This is a genomic window from Actibacterium mucosum KCTC 23349 (assembly GCF_000647975.1).
Lineage (GTDB): Bacteria > Pseudomonadota > Alphaproteobacteria > Rhodobacterales > Rhodobacteraceae > Actibacterium > Actibacterium mucosum.
The window spans coordinates 248245-266216 of the sequence record NZ_JFKE01000005.1; the positions used below are offsets into that span (position 1 = coordinate 248245).

14 protein-coding genes are annotated in these 17972 nt (G+C 64.2%); 4 read left to right on the forward strand and 10 right to left on the reverse strand.

The genetic code is table 11. The features are described from left to right. The gene (locus ACMU_RS13145; protein WP_152544614.1) at positions 1–387 is read left to right on the forward strand and encodes a hypothetical protein; all 387 of its coding nucleotides are present in this window, start codon (positions 1–3) and stop codon (positions 385–387) included. Between the two features lie 2 nt (positions 388–389). Here the strand turns inward: ACMU_RS13145 and ACMU_RS13150 are convergent, their stop codons facing one another. The 8 genes from ACMU_RS13150 to ACMU_RS13185 form a co-directional block, all read right to left on the reverse strand. Continuing rightward, positions 390–1457 carry an NAD(P)/FAD-dependent oxidoreductase gene (locus ACMU_RS13150; protein ID WP_051588332.1) on the reverse strand — a complete coding sequence of 356 codons (1068 nt, stop codon included), beginning with the start codon at positions 1455–1457 and terminating at the stop codon, positions 390–392. Between the two features lie 66 nt (positions 1458–1523). Further along, positions 1524–2603, reverse strand: a complete 1080-nt coding sequence (locus ACMU_RS13155) for a BMP family ABC transporter substrate-binding protein (protein WP_035260278.1) — start codon at positions 2601–2603, stop codon at positions 1524–1526. A 71-nt stretch (positions 2604–2674) separates the two neighbouring features. Beyond that, a complete protein-coding gene (locus ACMU_RS13160; RefSeq protein WP_035260280.1) occupies positions 2675–3607 on the reverse strand; it encodes an ABC transporter permease in 933 nt (310 codons plus the stop codon). After that, positions 3607–4689 (reverse strand): ABC transporter permease, encoded by a 1083-nt coding sequence (locus ACMU_RS13165; protein WP_035260281.1) that lies wholly within the window; start codon positions 4687–4689, stop codon positions 3607–3609. Before ACMU_RS13165 ends, ACMU_RS13160 begins: the two co-directional genes overlap by 1 nt. Further along, on the reverse strand, positions 4676–6199 hold the full coding sequence (locus ACMU_RS13170; RefSeq protein ID WP_035260282.1) for an ABC transporter ATP-binding protein: 1524 nt from the start codon (positions 6197–6199) through the stop codon (positions 4676–4678). The genes ACMU_RS13165 and ACMU_RS13170 overlap by 14 nt, the downstream gene beginning before the upstream one ends. Further along, the gene (gene xdhC / locus ACMU_RS13175) at positions 6196–7131 is read right to left on the reverse strand and encodes a xanthine dehydrogenase accessory protein XdhC (protein ID WP_035260283.1); all 936 of its coding nucleotides are present in this window, start codon (positions 7129–7131) and stop codon (positions 6196–6198) included. The genes ACMU_RS13170 and xdhC overlap by 4 nt, the downstream gene beginning before the upstream one ends. After that, positions 7128–9428: a xanthine dehydrogenase molybdopterin binding subunit gene (gene xdhB, locus ACMU_RS13180; protein WP_035260285.1), complete on the reverse strand. Its 2301-nt coding sequence runs from the start codon at positions 9426–9428 to the stop codon at positions 7128–7130. Before xdhB ends, xdhC begins: the two co-directional genes overlap by 4 nt. Then, a complete protein-coding gene (locus ACMU_RS13185) occupies positions 9425–10783 on the reverse strand; it encodes a xanthine dehydrogenase small subunit (RefSeq protein WP_035260286.1) in 1359 nt (452 codons plus the stop codon). Before ACMU_RS13185 ends, xdhB begins: the two co-directional genes overlap by 4 nt. 254 nt (positions 10784–11037) lie before the next feature. Here ACMU_RS13185 and dnaE point away from each other — a divergent pair, with 254 nt between their 5' ends. Further along, positions 11038–14562, forward strand: a complete 3525-nt coding sequence (dnaE, locus tag ACMU_RS13190) for a DNA polymerase III subunit alpha (RefSeq protein ID WP_035260289.1) — start codon at positions 11038–11040, stop codon at positions 14560–14562. A 299-nt stretch (positions 14563–14861) separates the two neighbouring features. Here dnaE and ACMU_RS13195 read toward each other — a convergent pair whose 3' ends face one another. Both ACMU_RS13195 and ACMU_RS13200 read right to left on the reverse strand, forming a co-directional pair. Beyond that, on the reverse strand, positions 14862–15065 hold the full coding sequence (locus ACMU_RS13195) for a SlyX family protein (RefSeq protein WP_407636996.1): 204 nt from the start codon (positions 15063–15065) through the stop codon (positions 14862–14864). An 18-nt stretch (positions 15066–15083) separates the two neighbouring features. Continuing rightward, positions 15084–15857 carry a phenylalanine 4-monooxygenase gene (locus ACMU_RS13200; protein ID WP_035260291.1) on the reverse strand — a complete coding sequence of 258 codons (774 nt, stop codon included), beginning with the start codon at positions 15855–15857 and terminating at the stop codon, positions 15084–15086. Positions 15858–15964: 107 nt separating this feature from the next. Here ACMU_RS13200 and ACMU_RS13205 point away from each other — a divergent pair, with 107 nt between their 5' ends. Then, positions 15965–16423, forward strand: coding sequence for an Lrp/AsnC family transcriptional regulator (locus ACMU_RS13205; RefSeq protein ID WP_035260293.1), 459 nt, complete (start codon positions 15965–15967; stop codon positions 16421–16423). A gap of 75 nt (positions 16424–16498) precedes the next feature. Beyond that, positions 16499–17971 carry a histidine--tRNA ligase gene (gene hisS, locus ACMU_RS13210; RefSeq protein WP_035260295.1) on the forward strand — a complete coding sequence of 491 codons (1473 nt, stop codon included), beginning with the start codon at positions 16499–16501 and terminating at the stop codon, positions 17969–17971. Position 17972 lies beyond the last annotated feature (1 nt).

Genomic DNA, 17972 nt, shown 5'->3' on the forward strand with positions numbered 1-17972 from the left:
ATGAACTGGTTTGCAGCAACGTTTGTAGGGGTGGCGGGTTTCGCCGTTCTGGGTGTGGACTATGCCGTTCAGACGCGATCGGCTGGGCTGACACTGGGTCAGCTTTCTCCGGTGGCTTACGTTGGCACCATCACGGGCCGCGCTGACAAGGTTGCGGCGCTGGACATCTCGGCAGAGCCCGTTGACGATGTGGCAACACTGGCTGCTGAAATCTCGCAACCACAGGCCGACCTGTCCGAGGTTGCGGCCTTGCCTGTTGAAGAGGTCAAAGGACAGGGCTGGGAGATGTTTGGCGAAAGCCAGTCCAAGCCCGCCATGCCACGCGTGCTGACCTTGTCCGGCAGCAACGGGTGCGGTGCCGGTAAATTCTGCACGGTTCAAAAGTAGATCTAACGAAATCTATGTGGTGAAAGCGCCGCGACCAGGTCGTCTGGAATGTCGGGCGCGTGCCCGGCAATCAGGGCGGCGGCCAGTTTTCCTGCGGCGGGCGCGGTCTGAAATCCGCTGCCGCCCTGCCCGGCATGCCAGAAAAACCCCGGTTCTGCAGGGTCGAACCCGATGGCCATGGCCCGGTCGGGGGTAAAGCTGCGCAGCCCCGCCCAGCTGGCATCGACCCGGGTCACGGGCTGGGTCACCATCGCCTCGTATCGTGCAAGACCTTCGGCCAGCACCATGTCATCGGGCCAGGCGTCCATGGGCGCGCAGGGTTCCTGATCGGCGGGCGAGACCAGCAGGCTGCCGGCGTCAGGCTTGGCGTACCACGTTTCGCCTGCGCCCAAGGTCATGGGCCAGCCGCTGACATCCTGCCCGCCCGGGGCCGGCAGACGGGCCATGGATCGGCGCAAGGGCGTGATCCCGAGGGGCGCGACGCCGGCCATTTCAGCCACCTTGTCGGCCCAGGCACCCGCCGCGTTCACGATGATATCGGCCCTCAGGCCTCCGACGGCGGTTGTCACCTGCCATTTTGAACTAACACGTGTGATCGCGGTTGCCGCCGCTTTGGTGACGATTTGCGCACCGTTGCGGCGCGCGGTACGGGTGAAGTGCATCATCAGTTCGTGGGTGTCGATATCCCATGCCTCGGCGTGATACCCGGCTTGGGCCACCCGATCGGCGCGCAGGATGGGCATCTTGAACAGGGCCTCGTCCACGGTGATCGGGGCCAGCCCCATAACCTCGCAATCCGTGGCGAAGGCCCGGGTGCTGTTGGTATCCGCAACCACCATCAGCCCGCGCGGGGACAACACACCGGCGGCATGATGAAAGGGCTGCGAGGCCTTGTTCAGCTCAACCGAGGTTGGGTGCCCGTACGAGGTATCAAACAACGCCGCCGAGCGCCCCGAGGCGTGGTACCCGGTGGCGGCCTCGGCCTCCAGCAAGGTGACGCTGGCATGGGGTGCCAGATGGGCCGCAACAGACAATCCGCCGACGCCTCCGCCGATGATGATCACATCCACTGGACCCTCCCTAAACAACGAAACGGGCCCCGTATTGGGGCCCGAAACGAACACATTGTCAAAGGCTTACTGCGGGATTTCGCCGGTCAGCCCTTCGACGTAGAAGGCCATGCCGGCCAGCGTACCGTCATCGGCAACCTCGCCCTCGGCCAGCCAGTCCGAGCCGTCCTGCTTTTTCAGCGGGCCGGTGAACGGGTGGTAGGCGCCGGTGCGCATCGCCTCGACCATACCCAGCGCTTCGGCCTTGACCTCTGCCGGTACGGCGTCAGTGATTTCGCCGATTTTCACCATGCCGGTGGGGATGCCGTCCCAGGTGTCGACGCTTTCCCATGTGCCGTCCATCACGGCCTGGGTACGGGCCACGTAGTAGGGCGCCCAGTTGTCGATGATCGAGCTGACGCGCGGGAAGGGCGCATATTCAGCCATGTCCGAGGCTTGGCCAAAGGTGACAACGCCCCCCGCCTGCTCGGCCGCGGCTTGAGGCGCGGTCGAGTCGGTGTGTTGCAGGATCACGTCGGCGCCCTGTTCGATCAGGGCCTTGGCGGCGTCGGCCTCTTTGGCGGGATCAAACCAGGTATAGGCCCAGATGATCTTGAACTCGACATCCGGGTTCACCTTCTGGGCGTGGATATAGGCCGCGTTGATGCCCCGGATAACCTCGGGGATCGGGAAGGACGCGATATAGCCGATCACATTGGTTTTGGTCATTTTTCCGGCGATGTGACCCTGCACGGCGCGGCCTTCATAGAAGCGGGCCGAATAGGTCGACACGTTGTCGGCGCGCTTGTAGCCGGTGGCGTGTTCGAACTTCACGTTGGGGAACTTGGCGGCCACGTTGATGGTGGGATCCATGTAGCCAAACGAGGTGGTAAAGATCAGGTCTGCACCGCCAAGAGCCATCTGGGTCATCACACGCTCAGCGTCGGCGCCTTCGGGCACGTTTTCCTGATAGATGGTCTCGACCTTGTCGCCAAATGCCTCTTCGACGGCCAGGCGACCCTCGTTATGTTCGAAGGTCCAGCCGCCGTCGCCGATGGGGCCGACATAGACGAACCCGACCTTGGTCTTCTCGTGCCCGTCGGCAAAGGCGCCGGTGGCAAGGCCCAGCGTCATCGCGGCAGTTGCAAGTAGTTTTGTAAGTTTCATGCGTTTCTCCCAGATGGTTTTTAAAGTTTCGTGGCCCGAAATGGGCGGGTGAAAGGTTAACAGGTGATGGCTCAGCCGCTGGCGTGGAACGGGCGGCCCAGCGAGGCCGGCGCGGCCAGAGCGGCGCGGTTTCGGGCGCTGGACATCACGACCAGCACAACGATGGTGATGACAAAGGGCGAGCTGTCGAGCACCACAACCGGCAGCTTGGCCCCGGCGGCCTGCAGGTTCAGTTGCAGCACGGTGATGCCGCCAAAGAGGTAAGCGCCCAGCAGCACCCGGCCGGCCTTCCAGCTGGCAAAGACCACGATGGCAAGCGCGATCCAACCGGCGCCGGCGGTCATGCCCTCAACCCAGGTGGGCACGCGCACCAGGCTCAAATACGCGCCGCCCAGCCCCGCGCAGGCGCCGCCGAACATGATGGCCATCAGCCGGATACGCACCACCTTATAGCCCAGCGCATGGGCGGCGTCGTGGTTTTCACCCACCGACCGCAGGATCAGCCCGCCGCGCGCGTTCTTCAGCCACCAGGCCACGCCCGCCACCATGGCCAGCGACAGGTAGAGCATCACGTCATGGCTGAACAGCACCGGCCCGACAAAGGGCAGATCCGACAGCACCGGGATATCCAGCCGGGCAATGGGCGGGGCCTTTTGGCCGACATAACCCTGGCCCAGCAGCGCCGACAGGCCCAGACCAAACAGCGTCAGCCCCAGCCCCGTCGCCACCTGATTGGACAGCAGATATTGCGTCAGCACCCCGAATAGCAGCGACAGCACCGCCCCGCCAAAGGCGGCGAAGGCAAAGCCTGCCAACGGGCTGCCGGTCTCTACCGCGATGACAAAGCCACAGACGGCGCCGGCGATCATCATGCCTTCGACGCCCAGGTTCAGAACGCCGGCTTTCTCCACCACCATCTCGCCCAACGCGGCCAGAAGGATGGGGGTGGAGGCCACCATAAGCGAGGCAATCAGCGACGCGGCATTGATCGAGGACAGATCCATTACGACACCCCCACGCGGCCAAACCGCAGCCGGAAATTGGCGAAGACATCCATCGCCAGAAGGAAGAACAACAGCATACCCTGAAACAGCTGGATCGCCGCCGAGGGCAGGCCCAGATTGCTTTGCGCCGCCTCGCCGCCGATATAGGTCAGCGCCAGCAGCAGCCCGGCCAGAAGGATGCCGATCGGGTTCAGGCGGCCCAGAAACGCCACGATGATGGCGGTGAACCCATAGCCCGAGTTGAAGTCGATGCTGATTTGTCCGGCGGGGCCTGCGACCTCAAAAAGGCCCGCAAGGCCCGCCAGGGCGCCCGACAGCCCCATGCAGATCAGGATCAGGGCGGTGGGGTTCACGCTGGCAAACCGCGCGGCGCGCGGGCTTTCGCCCGTCAGGCGGATCTGGAACCCCAGCATGTGCCGCGACAGGGTGATATAGGCCAGGATCACGGCGATAAAGGCCGCGACCACGCCCCAATGCATGCCGGAGCCGGTGATGATCTCGGTATTGGCGGCGGCGTCCCAGTTGCGCAGGTTGCGGCTGCCGGGGAAGCCCTGCCCCTCGGGGTTGCGCAACAGGCCCGAGCTGACCGAGGCGAGGATGTTTTCAGCCACATAGACCAGCATCAGCGAGACGAGGATCTCGTTGGTGCCGAACCGGGTTTTCAGGATCGCCGGGATCATCGACCACGCCCAGCCCCCCAGCGCCCCGGCGATGATCATGACGGGGAAGATCAGAAAGCTTTCGGACGGGTAAAAGGCCAGCCCGGCACCGGCGCCGCAGATGGCGCCCATGATATACTGACCCTCGGCCCCGATATTCCAGATCCCGGCGCGGAACCCCATCGACAGGCCGATGGCGATCAGGATCAGCGGCCCGGCCTTCACCAGCAACTGACCGCGGTAATAGAAAGCGAACTCGCCAAAGAGCGGGTCCCAGAAGATGGTGCGGATCACCGCAACCGGGTTGGTGCCCAGGAGCGCGAAGAGCACGCCGCCCGCCACCATCGTGGCCAGCACCGCAAGGATGGGGGTGGCATAGGTCCAGAACGCGCTGGGCGAGGGGCGTTGTTCAAGCCGTACCATGATGTGCCACCTCCATCCCGTGGGCGCCGCCCATCATCAGACCGATCTCTTCGATGCTGAGCCCCTGCGCGGGGCGCGGCGCGCTGAGGCGGCCCTCGTTCAGGGCGGCGAAACGGTCAGAGATTTCCATCAGCTCGTCCAGATCCTGGCTGATCACCACCAGCGCCGCGCCGTTATGCGCGAGGTCCAGCAGCGATTGCCGGATGGCGGCGGCGGCCGAGGCATCGACGCCCCAGGTGGGTTGGTTGACCACCAGCACTTCGGGGGTTTGCAGCACCTCGCGGCCGATCACAAATTTCTGCAGGTTGCCGCCCGACAGCGCGCGGGCGGCGTTGCCGGGGCCGGGGGTGCGGACGTCGAACCGGGTGATGATCTGTTCGGCGAAGCGGCGGGTGGCGGCCCAGTCGATAAAGCCGTTTCTGGTCAGGTTCTGCCGGGTGGCGCCGGTGAGCAGGGCGTTTTCGATCAGCGACATATTGGGCGCGGCGGCATGGCCCAGCCGCTCCTCGGGCGCGGCCAATACGGCGAGGGCGCGCCGGGCGTTGGGGCCCAGGGTGCTGATGGGCTGGCCGTTCAGGCGCACGGTGGCGCCACTCGTCGCGGCTTCACCGGAGAGGGCCGATAGCAGTTCATCCTGCCCGTTGCCGGCGACCCCGCCGATGCCCAGAACCTCGCCCGCGTGCACGGTGAAAGAGATGTCGCGCAGGGCGGTGCCAAAGGCCGAGGGCGCAGGCAGCGACAGGTTGGTCACCTGCAGCTTGGGCGCGCCGGGTTCGGCGGGCGTGCGCGAGGGGGGGCGCAGTTCGCTGCCCACCATCATCTCGGCCAGTTCGGCGGCGGATTTCTGACGCGGGTCGCAGCGGCCCACCACCTTGCCCAGCCGCAGAACGGTGGCCTGATCGCAGAGGCTGCGGATCTCTTCCAGCTTGTGGCTGATATAGAGGATCGCTGTGCCCTCGGCCGACAATTGCCGCAGGGTGGCAAACAGGATCTGCACCTCTTGCGGGGTCAGGACGCTGGTGGGTTCGTCCATGATCAGCAGCTTGGGGTTTTGCAGAAGGCAGCGAATGATTTCAACGCGTTGGCGTTCGCCGGCTGACAGGTCGCCGACGGTCATGTCGGGCGACAGGGGCAGGCCGTATTCGGTGCTGACATCGCTGATGCGTTGCGCCAGTTCGGCCATGGGGGGCGGGTTTTCCATCCCCAGCGCGATGTTTTCGGCCACCGACAGGGCGTCGAACAACGAGAAATGCTGAAACACCATCGCCACGCCATCGGCGCGCGCGGCGCGAGGCTCGGGCGGCTCGAACGGCTGACCGCGCAGGGTCATCGTGCCGCTGTTGGGTTTCACAAGCCCATAGATCATCTTGACCAGCGTCGACTTGCCCGCGCCGTTTTCGCCCAGCAAGGCGTGCACCTGACCCGGCGCAATTTCGAACGACACGTCGTCATTGGCGACCACGCCCGGATAGGCCTTTGTCAGGCCTTCGATTTTCAACAGCGCCGTCACCCCGTTGCGTCCCCAGTTTGTTTATTGGCGGTTTCTTTTGACCGCACAGACAAAATTAGCTCTGACGCCACGCCAAGGGCAATGGCTTGCGGGTGTTTTCCCAGCTCGGGCCGCCCGATGGGGCAGCAAATGCGCGAAATTTGTGCATTCGTGTGGCCGAGTGCCAACAGGCGGCTGCGAAAGCGGGCCCATTTGGTGGCCGATCCGATCAGGCCAGCGCTGGCAAAACCGTGGCCCAGCAGGCGGTGACACAGCTCCAGATCCAGCGCGTGGCTGTAGGTGAGGATCAGGTGATGCGCATCTGCGGGCGCCAGCGCCACAGCAGCGGCGGGGTCGGGCGTGGGCAGGGCGCGGATGTTTTCGGCAATCTGGTCCGGGAATCGATCGGGGGCGGTATCAACCCATGTGATGGTGAAACCGGGCAGGGGGGCGATAGTGTCGACCAGCGCGCGGCCCACGTGACCGGCGCCATAGATCCACAGGGGTGCAGCGGCGGGGGCGATGGGTTCGATCATCCAGCCATCCACCATCTGCGGGCGGGGCGGCGTGGCGCCGTTGCGCGCCTGGGCCAGCAGGCGTTTGACCGACAGGGGCATCGGCGTGTTGCCGGTGGGTCGCGCGTAAATGTCGCCGGTTGGCGCCGCCGAGAACCGTTCAGACAACAGCGTGACCGCCCCGCCGCAGCATTGGCCGAGCGCGGGGCCAAGTGGCACCTGGGTGAGGGCGCAGTCGGTGGCCATGGACCGCGCGCGTTCGGCGGCGTCGAACTCCAACGCGCCGCCGCCGATGGTGCCCGATTGCCCATCGGCCCAGACCAACATCGACGCCCCAACCTCACGCGGGACCGAGCCGCGCGTGTCGGCCACCACCACGCGCACCACCGGCCCGTGGCGGGCGATGGCGTCGGCAACGGCGTTGCGATCAAAGCTCATCCCTGCACCTTTTGAACGGCGTTCAAGACCTGTTCGGCCGTGGCGGGCGCTTGCAGGTCGGGATAGGCGTCGCCGCAGGCCGCCACCGCGTCGCTGAGCGCCAGAAAGGCGGAAATGCCCAGCATGAAGGGCGGCTCGCCCACGGCTTTGGATTTGTAAATCGTGTCCTCGCGGTTTTCGCCGTCAAAGAGCGCCACATTGAACACATCGGGTCGGTCGGAGCAGGCGGGGATCTTATAGGTGCTGGGCGCATGGGTGCGCAGGCGGCCCGCATCGTCCCACACCAGTTCCTCGGTCGTCAGCCAGCCCGCGCCCTGAACATACGCGCCCTCAACCTGACCGATATCCAGCGCGGGGTTCAGCGAGGCCCCGGCATCGTGCAGGATATCGGCGCGCAGAATGCGGTTTTCGCCGGTCAGCGTGTCGATCACCACCTCGGTCACTGCCGCGCCATAGGCGAAGTAAAAGAAGGGCCGCCCGCGCCCGGCGATGCGGTCCCATTCGACCTTGGGCGTTTTGTAGAACCCGGTGGCCGACAGGCTGACCCGGGCCTGATAGGCCGATTGGGCGGCCTCGGCAAACGTCATCTCTGCGTCGCCGACAAAGACCTTGCCGCTGGCGAAATGCACCTTGGCGGGCAGGGTTTGATAGCGTTCGGCCAGGTGTTCGGCGATGCGGTCGCGGATCGTGTCGCACGCCGCCTTAACCGCCATGCCGTTCAGGTCGGACCCGCTGGAGGCCGCCGTGGCCGAGGTGTTGGGCACCTTGCCGGTATCGGTCGCGGTGATCTTGACCGCGCTGACATCCACGCCAAAACTGGCGGCGGCCACCTGCGCGACCTTCTGAAACAGGCCCTGGCCCATCTCGGTGCCGCCATGGTTCATGTGGATCGAGCCGTCATTATAGACATGCACCAACGCGCCGGCCTGGTTCAAAAAGGTCAGGGTGAAGCTGATGCCGAACTTGACCGGGCTGAGGGCCAGCCCGCGTTTCAGCACCGGGTTGGCGGCGTTCCATTCGGCGATCTCAGTACGGCGGGCGGCGTAGTTTGAACTTTGTTCAAGCTTGGCGCAGAGGTCATCCAGAATGAAGTCTTCGACGGGCATGTGATAGGGCGTGGTGCCAGCCTGCGCGGCATCGACGGCGACCGTTTCGGCCGAGGCATAGAAGTTCGCGCGCCGCACCTGCAGAGGGTCGCGGCCGAGGTGGTGGGCGATGTGATCCATCACCCGCTCGATCCCGACCATGCCTTGCGGGCCGCCAAAACCGCGAAAGGCGGTGGCCGATTGCGTGTGGGTCTTCAGCCTGTGGCTTTCGATGCGCGCATGGGGCAGGTCGTAGGCGTTGTCGGCATGCAGCATGGCGCGGTCGGCCACCGGCAGCGACAGGTCCTGCGCCCAGCCGCAGCGGGCGTATTGCAGGAACTCGATGCCCGCGACACGGCCGTCATCGTCAAACCCGACGCGATAGGAAATGCGGAAATCGTGCCGCTTGCCGGTGACCATCATATCGTCATCGCGGTCATAGCGCATGCGGGCCGGGCGGCCGGTATTCAGCGCGGCGATGGCACAGGCGATGGCCAGCGCGTTGCCCTGGCTTTCCTTGCCGCCAAAGCCGCCACCCATGCGCCGCACCTCGACCCGAACGGCGTTCATGGGCACGTGCAGAGCGTGGGCCACCTTGTGCTGAATCTCGGACGGATGCTGGGTGGAGCTGTGCACGACAAGGTCGCCGCCTTCCTGCGGGACGGCCATGGCGGCCTGCCCTTCGAGATAGAAATGCTCTTGCCCGCCGATCTCGAACTGGCCGTCGATCTGATGGGTGGCCCCGGCGATGGCTGTGGCGGCGTCGCCTTTTTCATAGATACGCGGGCCGTCCTCGAACCGGCTGTCGGCGGCCATTGCATCGTCGATGGTCAGAATGGCCGGGGCCGCTTCATAGGCGATCACGCCCAGCCGCGCGGCTTTGCGGGCGGCCAGATGGCTTTCGGCGATGACGAGGAACACGGGCTGGCCCAGATAAAACACCTCGCCCATGGCCAAAAGCGGTTCGTCATGGGTGGAGGGCGAGCAGTCGGGCATGTCGTCGAAATCATCGGCCGACATAACCGCCACAACGCCGGGTGCGGCGCGCACGGCGTCAAGGTCCATCGACACGATCCGGCCGCGCGCCACGGTTGACAGGCCAAAGGCCAGATGCACCGCGTTGCCCGGCGCCGGGATGTCGTCGACGTAACGCGCCTGACCGGTCACGTGCAGGCGGGCGGCGTCATGGGGCAGGGGTTTCGCGACGCTCATACCCGGACCTCCAGCACGTTGGTGGCCGCGCCGATATCTTCGAGGAAATAGCGGGTCAGCAGGTTGCGCGCTGTCTCCAGCCGGTAGGTGGCCGAGGCGCGCATGTCGCTCATCGGGGTGAAATCCTGCGCCCAGGCGTCCCAGGTGGCGGCGACGGTGTCTTCGGTCCACGGCGCGCCGGTCAGGATGTCCTCAACCGCTGTGGCGCGTTTCGGGATGCCGGCCATGCCGCCGAAGGCGATGCGTGCCTCGGATACCGTGCCATCGGTCACGGTGATGTTGAAACAGCCGCAAACCGCTGAGATATCCTGATCAAACCGTTTGGAGATCTTATAACATTTCAGCCGGTCGGGTTGGCGCGGGATGCTGAGCGCCTCGACAAATTCGCCGGGGTGGCGATCTTGTTTGCCATAGTCGAGGAAGAAATCCTGCAACGGCAATGAACGGCGTTCATCGCCGCGCCGTAGATGCAGCGTGGTGCCCAAGGCAATCAACGCCGGGGGGCTGTCGCCGATAGGCGAGCCGTTGGCGATATTGCCGCCGATCGTCGCGGCATTGCGCACCTGGGTGGAGCCATAGCGCCGGATCATCTCGGCCAGCGAGGGGTGATGCTCGGCGATGCCCGCGCCAAAATCCGTGACGCTGAGCGCGGCGCCGATGCGGATTTCGTCATCGGTGACGTCAAAGGTTTTCAGGTCGGTGCAGCCACCGACAAAGGCCACCGGCGCCAGGTCGCGCAGGGCTTTGGTGACCCACAGGCCCACATCGGTGGCCCCGGCGATCAGCGTACCATCGGGGTTGTCGGCGTACCATGTCGCCAGCTCGTCCGACGATTGCGGCAGGGCCAGATCGGGCGCGGCTTCGGGCAGATCGTCGTGCAGCCAGTTGGGCACGGGGGCGTCCGCAGCCGCTTCGGCCGCGCGGATGATCGGGGCGTATCCGGTGCAGCGGCACAGGTTGCCGGCCAGTTGATCGTCGTAATCCGTTGCGCCATTGGTGTGCGCGGTAGCCATCGAGGTGATGAAACCCGGCGTGCAGAACCCGCATTGGCTGCCGTGATGGTCGATCATCGCCTGCTGCACCGGGTGCAGCGTGCCATCGGGGGCCGAGATGCCTTCGACCGTGCGCACCGCCTTGCCGTTCAGCTGTGGCAGGAACAGGATACAGGCGTTCAGCGCCCGCGCGCCGCCCGCGTCGCGCACCATCACGGTGCAGGCGCCGCAATCGCCCTCGTTGCAGCCCTCTTTGGTGCCGTTCAGCCCGCGTTCGTCGCGGAGCCAGTCCAACAATGTCTGGGTGGGCTGAACGTCGCTCAGCTGCACGGTCTCTCCGTTCAGAAGAAACGTGATGTCCATCGGGGTTTGCCCGCCGCCTTACCAAAAGGTGATCCGTTACGCGCGCCCTCGATGCGGCGTAGAAAGCGCGCCGGAGATGTCAGGCATCGATGAAAACGGCAAACCGGCGGATTTGCAAGAAAATTAACAAACGCATGGGCAACGCCATGATCTGCCTGCCTTTTTGGCAGGCTTGGTGGGGCGCTGCTGCAAAACTGGCCGGGGTCGGACGGAAATGGCTTTTCGTTGCGCGGTGCGCATCTTAGGGTTGGCGCATGTCAAAGACCCCTCGATTCATCCATCTTCGCCTGCACACCGAATACTCGTTGTTGGAGGGGGCGGTGCGGGTCAAGAAACTGCCCGGCATCTGCGCCGATATGGACATGCCCGCGGTGGCGATCACCGACACCAACAACATGTTCGCAGCGCTGGAGTTTTCCGTGGGCGCGTCGGGGGCTGGCGTGCAACCGATCATCGGCTGCCAGGTGGATTTGGAATACGACCCCGCCGCGCCGGGCGAAAAGGTGCGCGCACCGGCGGGGTTGGTGTTTCTGGCCCAGTCCGAGGCCGGGTATGAGAACCTGATGAAGCTGAACTCGTGCCTGTATCTGCGGGCCGACGGCACGGCGCCGCATGTCACGCTGGACGAGGTTCAGCAGTATTCGGATGACGTGATCTGCCTGACGGGCGGGCCGGACGGGCCGGTGGGGCAGCTGCTGCAAAACGGGCAGCGGCCCAAGGCCGAGGCTTTGATGCAGCGGCTGGCAGCGGTATTTGGCGACCGGTTATACGTGGAATTGCAACGCCACCCGCGCGAGGATGGCACGCCGCCCGAGGCCGAGCGGCTGACCGAGCGAGGCCATGTAGAGATGGCCTATGCGATGGATCTGCCGCTGGTGGCGACGAATGATGTCTATTTCCCCAAATCCGACATGTTCGAGGCGCATGACGCGCTGATCTGTATTGCCGAGGGGGCTTATGTCGATCAGCAGGAACCGCGCCGCCGCCTGACGCCGCAGCACTACCTGAAAACGCCCGAGGAAATGGCGGTGCTGTTCGCCGATCTGCCGGAGGCTTTGGATAACACGGTGGAGATTGCCCGCCGCTGCGCCTTCATGGCCTATCGCCGCGATCCGATCCTGCCGAAATTTGCCGATGACGAGGTGGAGGAGCTGCGCCGCCAGGCCAATGAGGGCTTGCGGAAACGGCTGGCGGTGATCGAGGCGACGGGCACGCCCGAGGAATACCAGGAGCGGCTGGATTTTGAGCTGAACATTATCGAGGGGATGGGCTTTCCGGGCTATTTCCTGATCGTGGCGGACTTCATCAAGTGGGCCAAGGATCACGACATTCCGGTGGGTCCGGGGCGGGGTTCGGGCGCGGGGTCGCTGGTGGCGTATGCGCTGACGATCACCGATCTGGACCCGCTGCGCTATTCCCTGCTGTTCGAGCGGTTTTTGAACCCCGAACGCGTATCCATGCCCGATTTCGACATCGACTTTTGTATGGATCGCCGCGAGGAGGTGATCCGCTATGTGCAGCAGAAGTATGGCCGCGACAAGGTGGGCCAGATCATCACCTTTGGGGCGCTGTTGTCCAAGGCGGCGGTGCGTGATGTGGGGCGCGTGTTGCAGATGCCCTACGGTCAGGTGGACCGGCTGTCGAAGCTGATCCCGGTGGAGGGCGTGAAGCCCGTGTCGATCAAACAGGCGCTGACCGACGAGCCACGCCTGCGCGAAGAGGCCCGCAACGAAGAGGTTGTGGACCGTCTGCTGACCTATGGCCAGCAGGTCGAGGGGCTGTTGCGCAATGCCTCGACCCACGCGGCGGGTGTGGTGATTGGCGACCGGCCTTTGGACGCTCTGGTGCCGCTTTACCAGGACCCGCGGTCGGACATGCCGGCGACTCAGTTCAACATGAAATGGGTGGAGCAGGCGGGGCTGGTCAAGTTCGACTTTCTGGGCCTGAAAACCCTGACGGTGATCCAGGGCGCGATGGATTTGCTGAAACAGCGGGGGGTGGAGTTTGACATCGGCCTGATCCCGCTGGACGACAAGCCGACCTATGACCTGTATGCCAGTGCCAAAACCGTGGCCGTGTTCCAGGTGGAAAGCTCGGGCATGATGGACGCGCTGCGGCAGATGAAGCCGACCTGTATCGAGGATATCGTGGCGCTTGTGGCGCTGTACCGGCCCGGCCCGATGGAAAACATTCCAACCTATTGCCAGGTGAAGAACGGGCAGAAGGAACGCGAATCCGTACACCCGCTGATCGACCATATCCTTGAGGAAACCCAGGGCATCATCGTTTACCAGGAACAGGTAATGCAGATCGCGCAGGTGATGGCGGGCTACAGCCTGGGCGGGGCCGACCTGTTGCGCCGGGCGATGGGTAAGAAGATCAAAGAGGCGATGGATGCCGAGCGCCCGAAATTCGAGAAAGGTGCCGCCGAAAACGGCGTGCCGGCCAAGAAGGCTTCCGAGGTTTTTGACCTGCTGGAGAAGTTTGCGAATTATGGCTTCAACAAATCGCACGCGGCGGCCTATGCCGTGGTCAGCTATCAAACCGGGTATCTGAAGGCGAATTACCCGGTAGAATTCATGGCCAGCGTGATGAACTGCGATATCCACCTGACCGACAAGCTGAACACCTATGCCGAGGAGGTGCGGCGGGGGCTGGAGATCGAGATCATCCCGCCTTGTGTCAACCGGTCAGGCGCGAGGTTCGGCGTGGCCGATGGCAAGCTAGTCTACGGTCTGGGCGCGTTGAAAAATGTCGGTACCGAGGCGATGGCGATGATCGAAGCAGCGCGCACGGGGGACGCTCATCAGACTTCGCAGTCTTCTTCGCTGGCGGCAGCGAAGAGGGCCGAAAGGACCGATGAGCGGGCGGATAAACCATTTGTGAACCTGTTCGACTTCGCCCGCCGGGTTGACCTTAAACGCATCGGCAAACGCCCGATGGAGATGTTGGCCCGCGCCGGGGCGTTTGATCAGTTGGACCCGAACCGGCGCCGCGTGTTTGACAGCCTTGATGCGCTGGTTGGGTATTCCGCTGCCATCCACGAACAACGCGCCAGCAATCAGGTGTCGTTGTTTGGCGAGGCCGGCGACGATCTGCCCGAACCGCGCTTGTCGCCCGTGGCGGACTGGCTGCCGAACGAGCGGCTGGCCGAAGAGCACAAGGCCATCGGCTTCTATCTGTCCGGGCACCCTTTGGACGACTATATGCCTGCGCTGAAGCGCAAAAAGGTTCTGACCTTGGAAGAGGTCATGGCCGCCGTGCAGAACGGCCCCAAGGTTACCAAGCTGGCCGGGTCGGTCGCCGGGCGGCAGGAGCGTAAATCGGCCCGTGGCAACCGGTTTGCATTTGCGCAGCTGTCCGACCCCACCGGCCTATACGAGGTCACCCTGTTCTCGGATGTGCTGGAAGCCAGCCGGGATCACCTTGAGGCGGGTTCGAACGTGGTGATGACGGTTGAGGCCAACCTGGAAAGTGATCAGTTAAAACTGCTGGCCCGCTCTGTCGCGCCGGTGGACAGCGTCGTGGCGGATGCAGGCGGCGCGGGATTGCGCGTGTTTGTTGACGAGATGCAGGCGCTTGGCCCTGTCGCCGGTCTGCTGCAGCGCGCGCGCAACGAAAGCAGCGCGCGGGGGCGGGGGCCGGTCGAGCTGTGCCTGATGGCGCCGGACCTGCCGGGCGAGGTTAGCATGGCGTTGCCCGATGATTTCCCGGTGAACCCGCAGATCAAGGGCGCGATCAAATCCCTGCCTGGCGTGCTGATGGTTGAAGAGATCTAGGCCACCTGTCAGCGGACGCTCGATTTCAACTCACAACCCCTCACGCGTAAATGAACAGACCTGCGGGCATTCTGCGGTTGTTTGTGCGCTTGCGCACCCCCACCTCTTTTGAACGATCGCGGACAGGTGTCTGCGGCAAGCACCGCGTGGCCATCCCGGTCGCGCCTGGAAAGAGGAGAAGCGCAATGATCCGAGTGGTATTGCCAACTGTAAGTGCATTCGTGTCGTTGATGGCCCTTTGGGCCGTTACCGCCACCGTGGTCTGAGCTTTGCTCAACCACAACAAGATCGGCCGGCCCCTAATAATGCGGTGGGGGCCGGTCGGCGAGCGCGAAGCCGGTTCCATCTGCGGCTTCGCGCTCGGCCTCACGTTCGAGCAGCATTCGGACGCGCCGGGTCAGATGGTCAATGTCGTTCGCCTGGCGCGTCACCACGTCTGAAAGGTCGTCCAATGTGGCCTGCAGATGTGCGATACGCTCTTCCAATTTGGTGATCTGGTCCATGCCCCTCGTCTACGCGCCTCAGGCGGCGCTGTCAAAACGCGGCGGCAGGTCGCCCATTGCTTTGGCGCGGTCGATCATGCCGGCAATGTCGGCGTCCAACGCCGCGACCAGCTGATCGAAACCGTCAATGACGAAATAGGCCGGTTGCAGGATGTCGATGCGATAAGGCGTGCGAAATATGGTCATCAGGTCAAAGGGCAGCATCTCGGCCCCGCCTTCGGTGGCGTGCTGCGCCTCGGACGGGGACGACACGATCCCGGCCCCATAGGCGCGCAGCCCGTCGGGGGTCTGCATCATCCCGAACTCTACCGTGAACCAGAACAGCCGGAACAGCCGCCACGAATAGGCTTTGCCCAGCCGCTGCGCGATATGCCCGAACCGTTCGATGAAATCGCAATAGGCCGGGTTGGTCAGCAGCGGGCAGTGCCCGAACACCTCGTGAAAGATGTCGGGTTCTTCGATATAGTCGATATCCTCGCGCCGCCGCAGGAATGTGGCGACGGGGAATTTACGCTGCGCCAGCAGGGCAAAGAACTGCGACGGGGGAATGATGGCGGGCACGCCCTGCACACCGGCGCCGGTCAGGTCGGCCAGCCGCGCGTCGATATCGACGATCTGCGGCACATGCGTGCGGGTCAGGCCAAGCGCCTGCACGCCATGCAGGTATTCCGGCACCACGCGGCCCGGCAGATAAGCCATCTGGCGGTCGTAAAGCGTGCCCCAGATGTCGTGTTCCTCGGCCGTATAGTCGAACCGGCCGTCGGGGCCGGGCAGTTTCGATGTGTAGCTCATGTGTGCCTCCTATCCCCATAGGATGCCACGGATGGCGTGGCAGGATGTTTCGCTGAGGTCTGGAAAGGGCTGGAATTTTGGATGAATTTGCCAAATACTGACATTCAATGAAATTATCTGATCAAGATCGCCACGTATTGCGGGAAATTCAGGGCGACGCCTCGGTGTCGCTCGCGGCCTTGGCCGAGCGGCTGGATATGGCGCAATCCACCCTGTGGCGGCGGCTGAACGATCTGGAGGCCGCGGGGGTGATCACAGGGCGCGTGGCGTTGTTGGACCCGGCGAAGGTGGGGGCAGAGCTGTGCGTCTTCGCCTCGGTCTCGTTGCATGATCATGCCGAGGCGGCTGTGGACGATTTCGCCAACGTCATCCGCGCCCATCCCGAGATTTTGGAGTGTCACGCCATTTCGGGCGCGGCCGATTACATCCTGAAAATCCGGGTGCATGATGTGGCGGCCTATGAGCGGTTCATGACCCATGTGCTGCTGCGCAACAAACATGTGCAATCGGTGCAATCCAGTTTCTCGTTAAAACAGCTGAAATCGACCACCCGCCTGCCACTGTGACGTGACCCGCACCTTGCCCCCACGCGCGCCATCCGTTATGCCGCCCGCGACCCCTGAACGCAGGACAATCAAGCGATGGCCAAGGTAAAGAAAACCCCGCGCCCCAAGGCGGAAACGCCCAAAGGGTTTCGCGACTATTTCGGCGCAGACGTGACCGAACGCAAAGAGATGCTGGATAAGATCGCCAGCGTCTATCATCGCTATGGCTTTGACCCGCTGGAAACTTCGGCCGTTGAGACGGTTCAGGCGTTGGGCAAGTTCCTGCCCGATGTGGACCGCCCGAACGAGGGTGTGTTTGCGTGGCAGGAGGAAGATGACGGCGACTGGCTGGCGCTGCGATACGACATGACGGCGCCTTTGGCCCGCGTGGCGGCGCAGTTTCGCAATGACCTGCCGTCGCCTTATCGCCGCTATGCAATGGGGCCCGTCTGGCGCAACGAAAAGCCGGGGCCGGGGCGGTTTCGCCAGTTTTATCAATGTGATGCGGACACGGTGGGCAGTGCCTCGGTTGCCTCGGATGCCGAGATCTGCGCGCTGCTTTCCGACACGCTGGAGGCCGTGGGCATTCCGCGCGGCGACTACATCGTGCGGGTCAATAACCGCAAGGTTCTGAACGGCGTTCTGGAATCGATGGGTCTGGCCGATGACGCCACCCGCGACGCGGTTCTGCGCACCATCGACAAGTTCGACAAGGTCGGCGAGGCCGGGGTGCGCGAGCTGTTGGGCAAGGGGCGGCTGGACGCCTCGGGCGCGTATATCGACGGTGTGGGGCTGGCCGCCGAACAGGCGGACCCGGTGGTGGCGTTCCTGACGTCGAAAGGCGCAGATGCGGCCGAAACGCTGGCCAATCTGCGCGCCGCGGTGGGCGACACCAAGGTGGGCTTGGATGGCGTGCAGGAGCTGGAGGATATCGCCGCCCTGCTGGCCGCGCAGGGGTATGGGCCGGACCGGATCGAGATCGACCCCTCGGTCGTGCGGGGCCTGGGCTATTACACCGGCCCGGTATTCGAGGCCGAGCTGACCTTTGAGATCACCGACGAAAAGGGCCGCCCGCGTCAATTCGGCTCGGTCGCCGGTGGTGGGCGCTATGACGATCTGGTCAAACGCTTCACCGGGCAGGCCGTGCCCGCGACAGGCGTGTCGATCGGGGTGGACCGGTTGCTGGCCGCGCTGCGCGCCAAGGGCCGTGCGGGCGGTGCGATGGCGGGCCCGGTGGTGGTGACCGTGATGGATCGCGACCGGCTGGCCGATTACCAGTCGATGGTGGGCGAGCTGCGCGCCGCCGGCATCCGGGCCGAGATGTATCTGGGCAACCCCAAGAACTTCGGCAACCAGATGAAATATGCCGACAAGCGCAATTCCCCCATCGCCATCATTCAGGGCGGGGATGAGGCCGAACGAGGCATGGTGCAGCTGAAAGACCTGATCCTGGGCGCCAAGATCGCCGAAACCGCGACGCTGGAGGAATGGAAAGACCGCCCCAGCCAGATCGAGGTGCCGCGCGACGCGTTGGTGGTCGAGGTTCAGAAAATGCTGGATGGTCAATAAG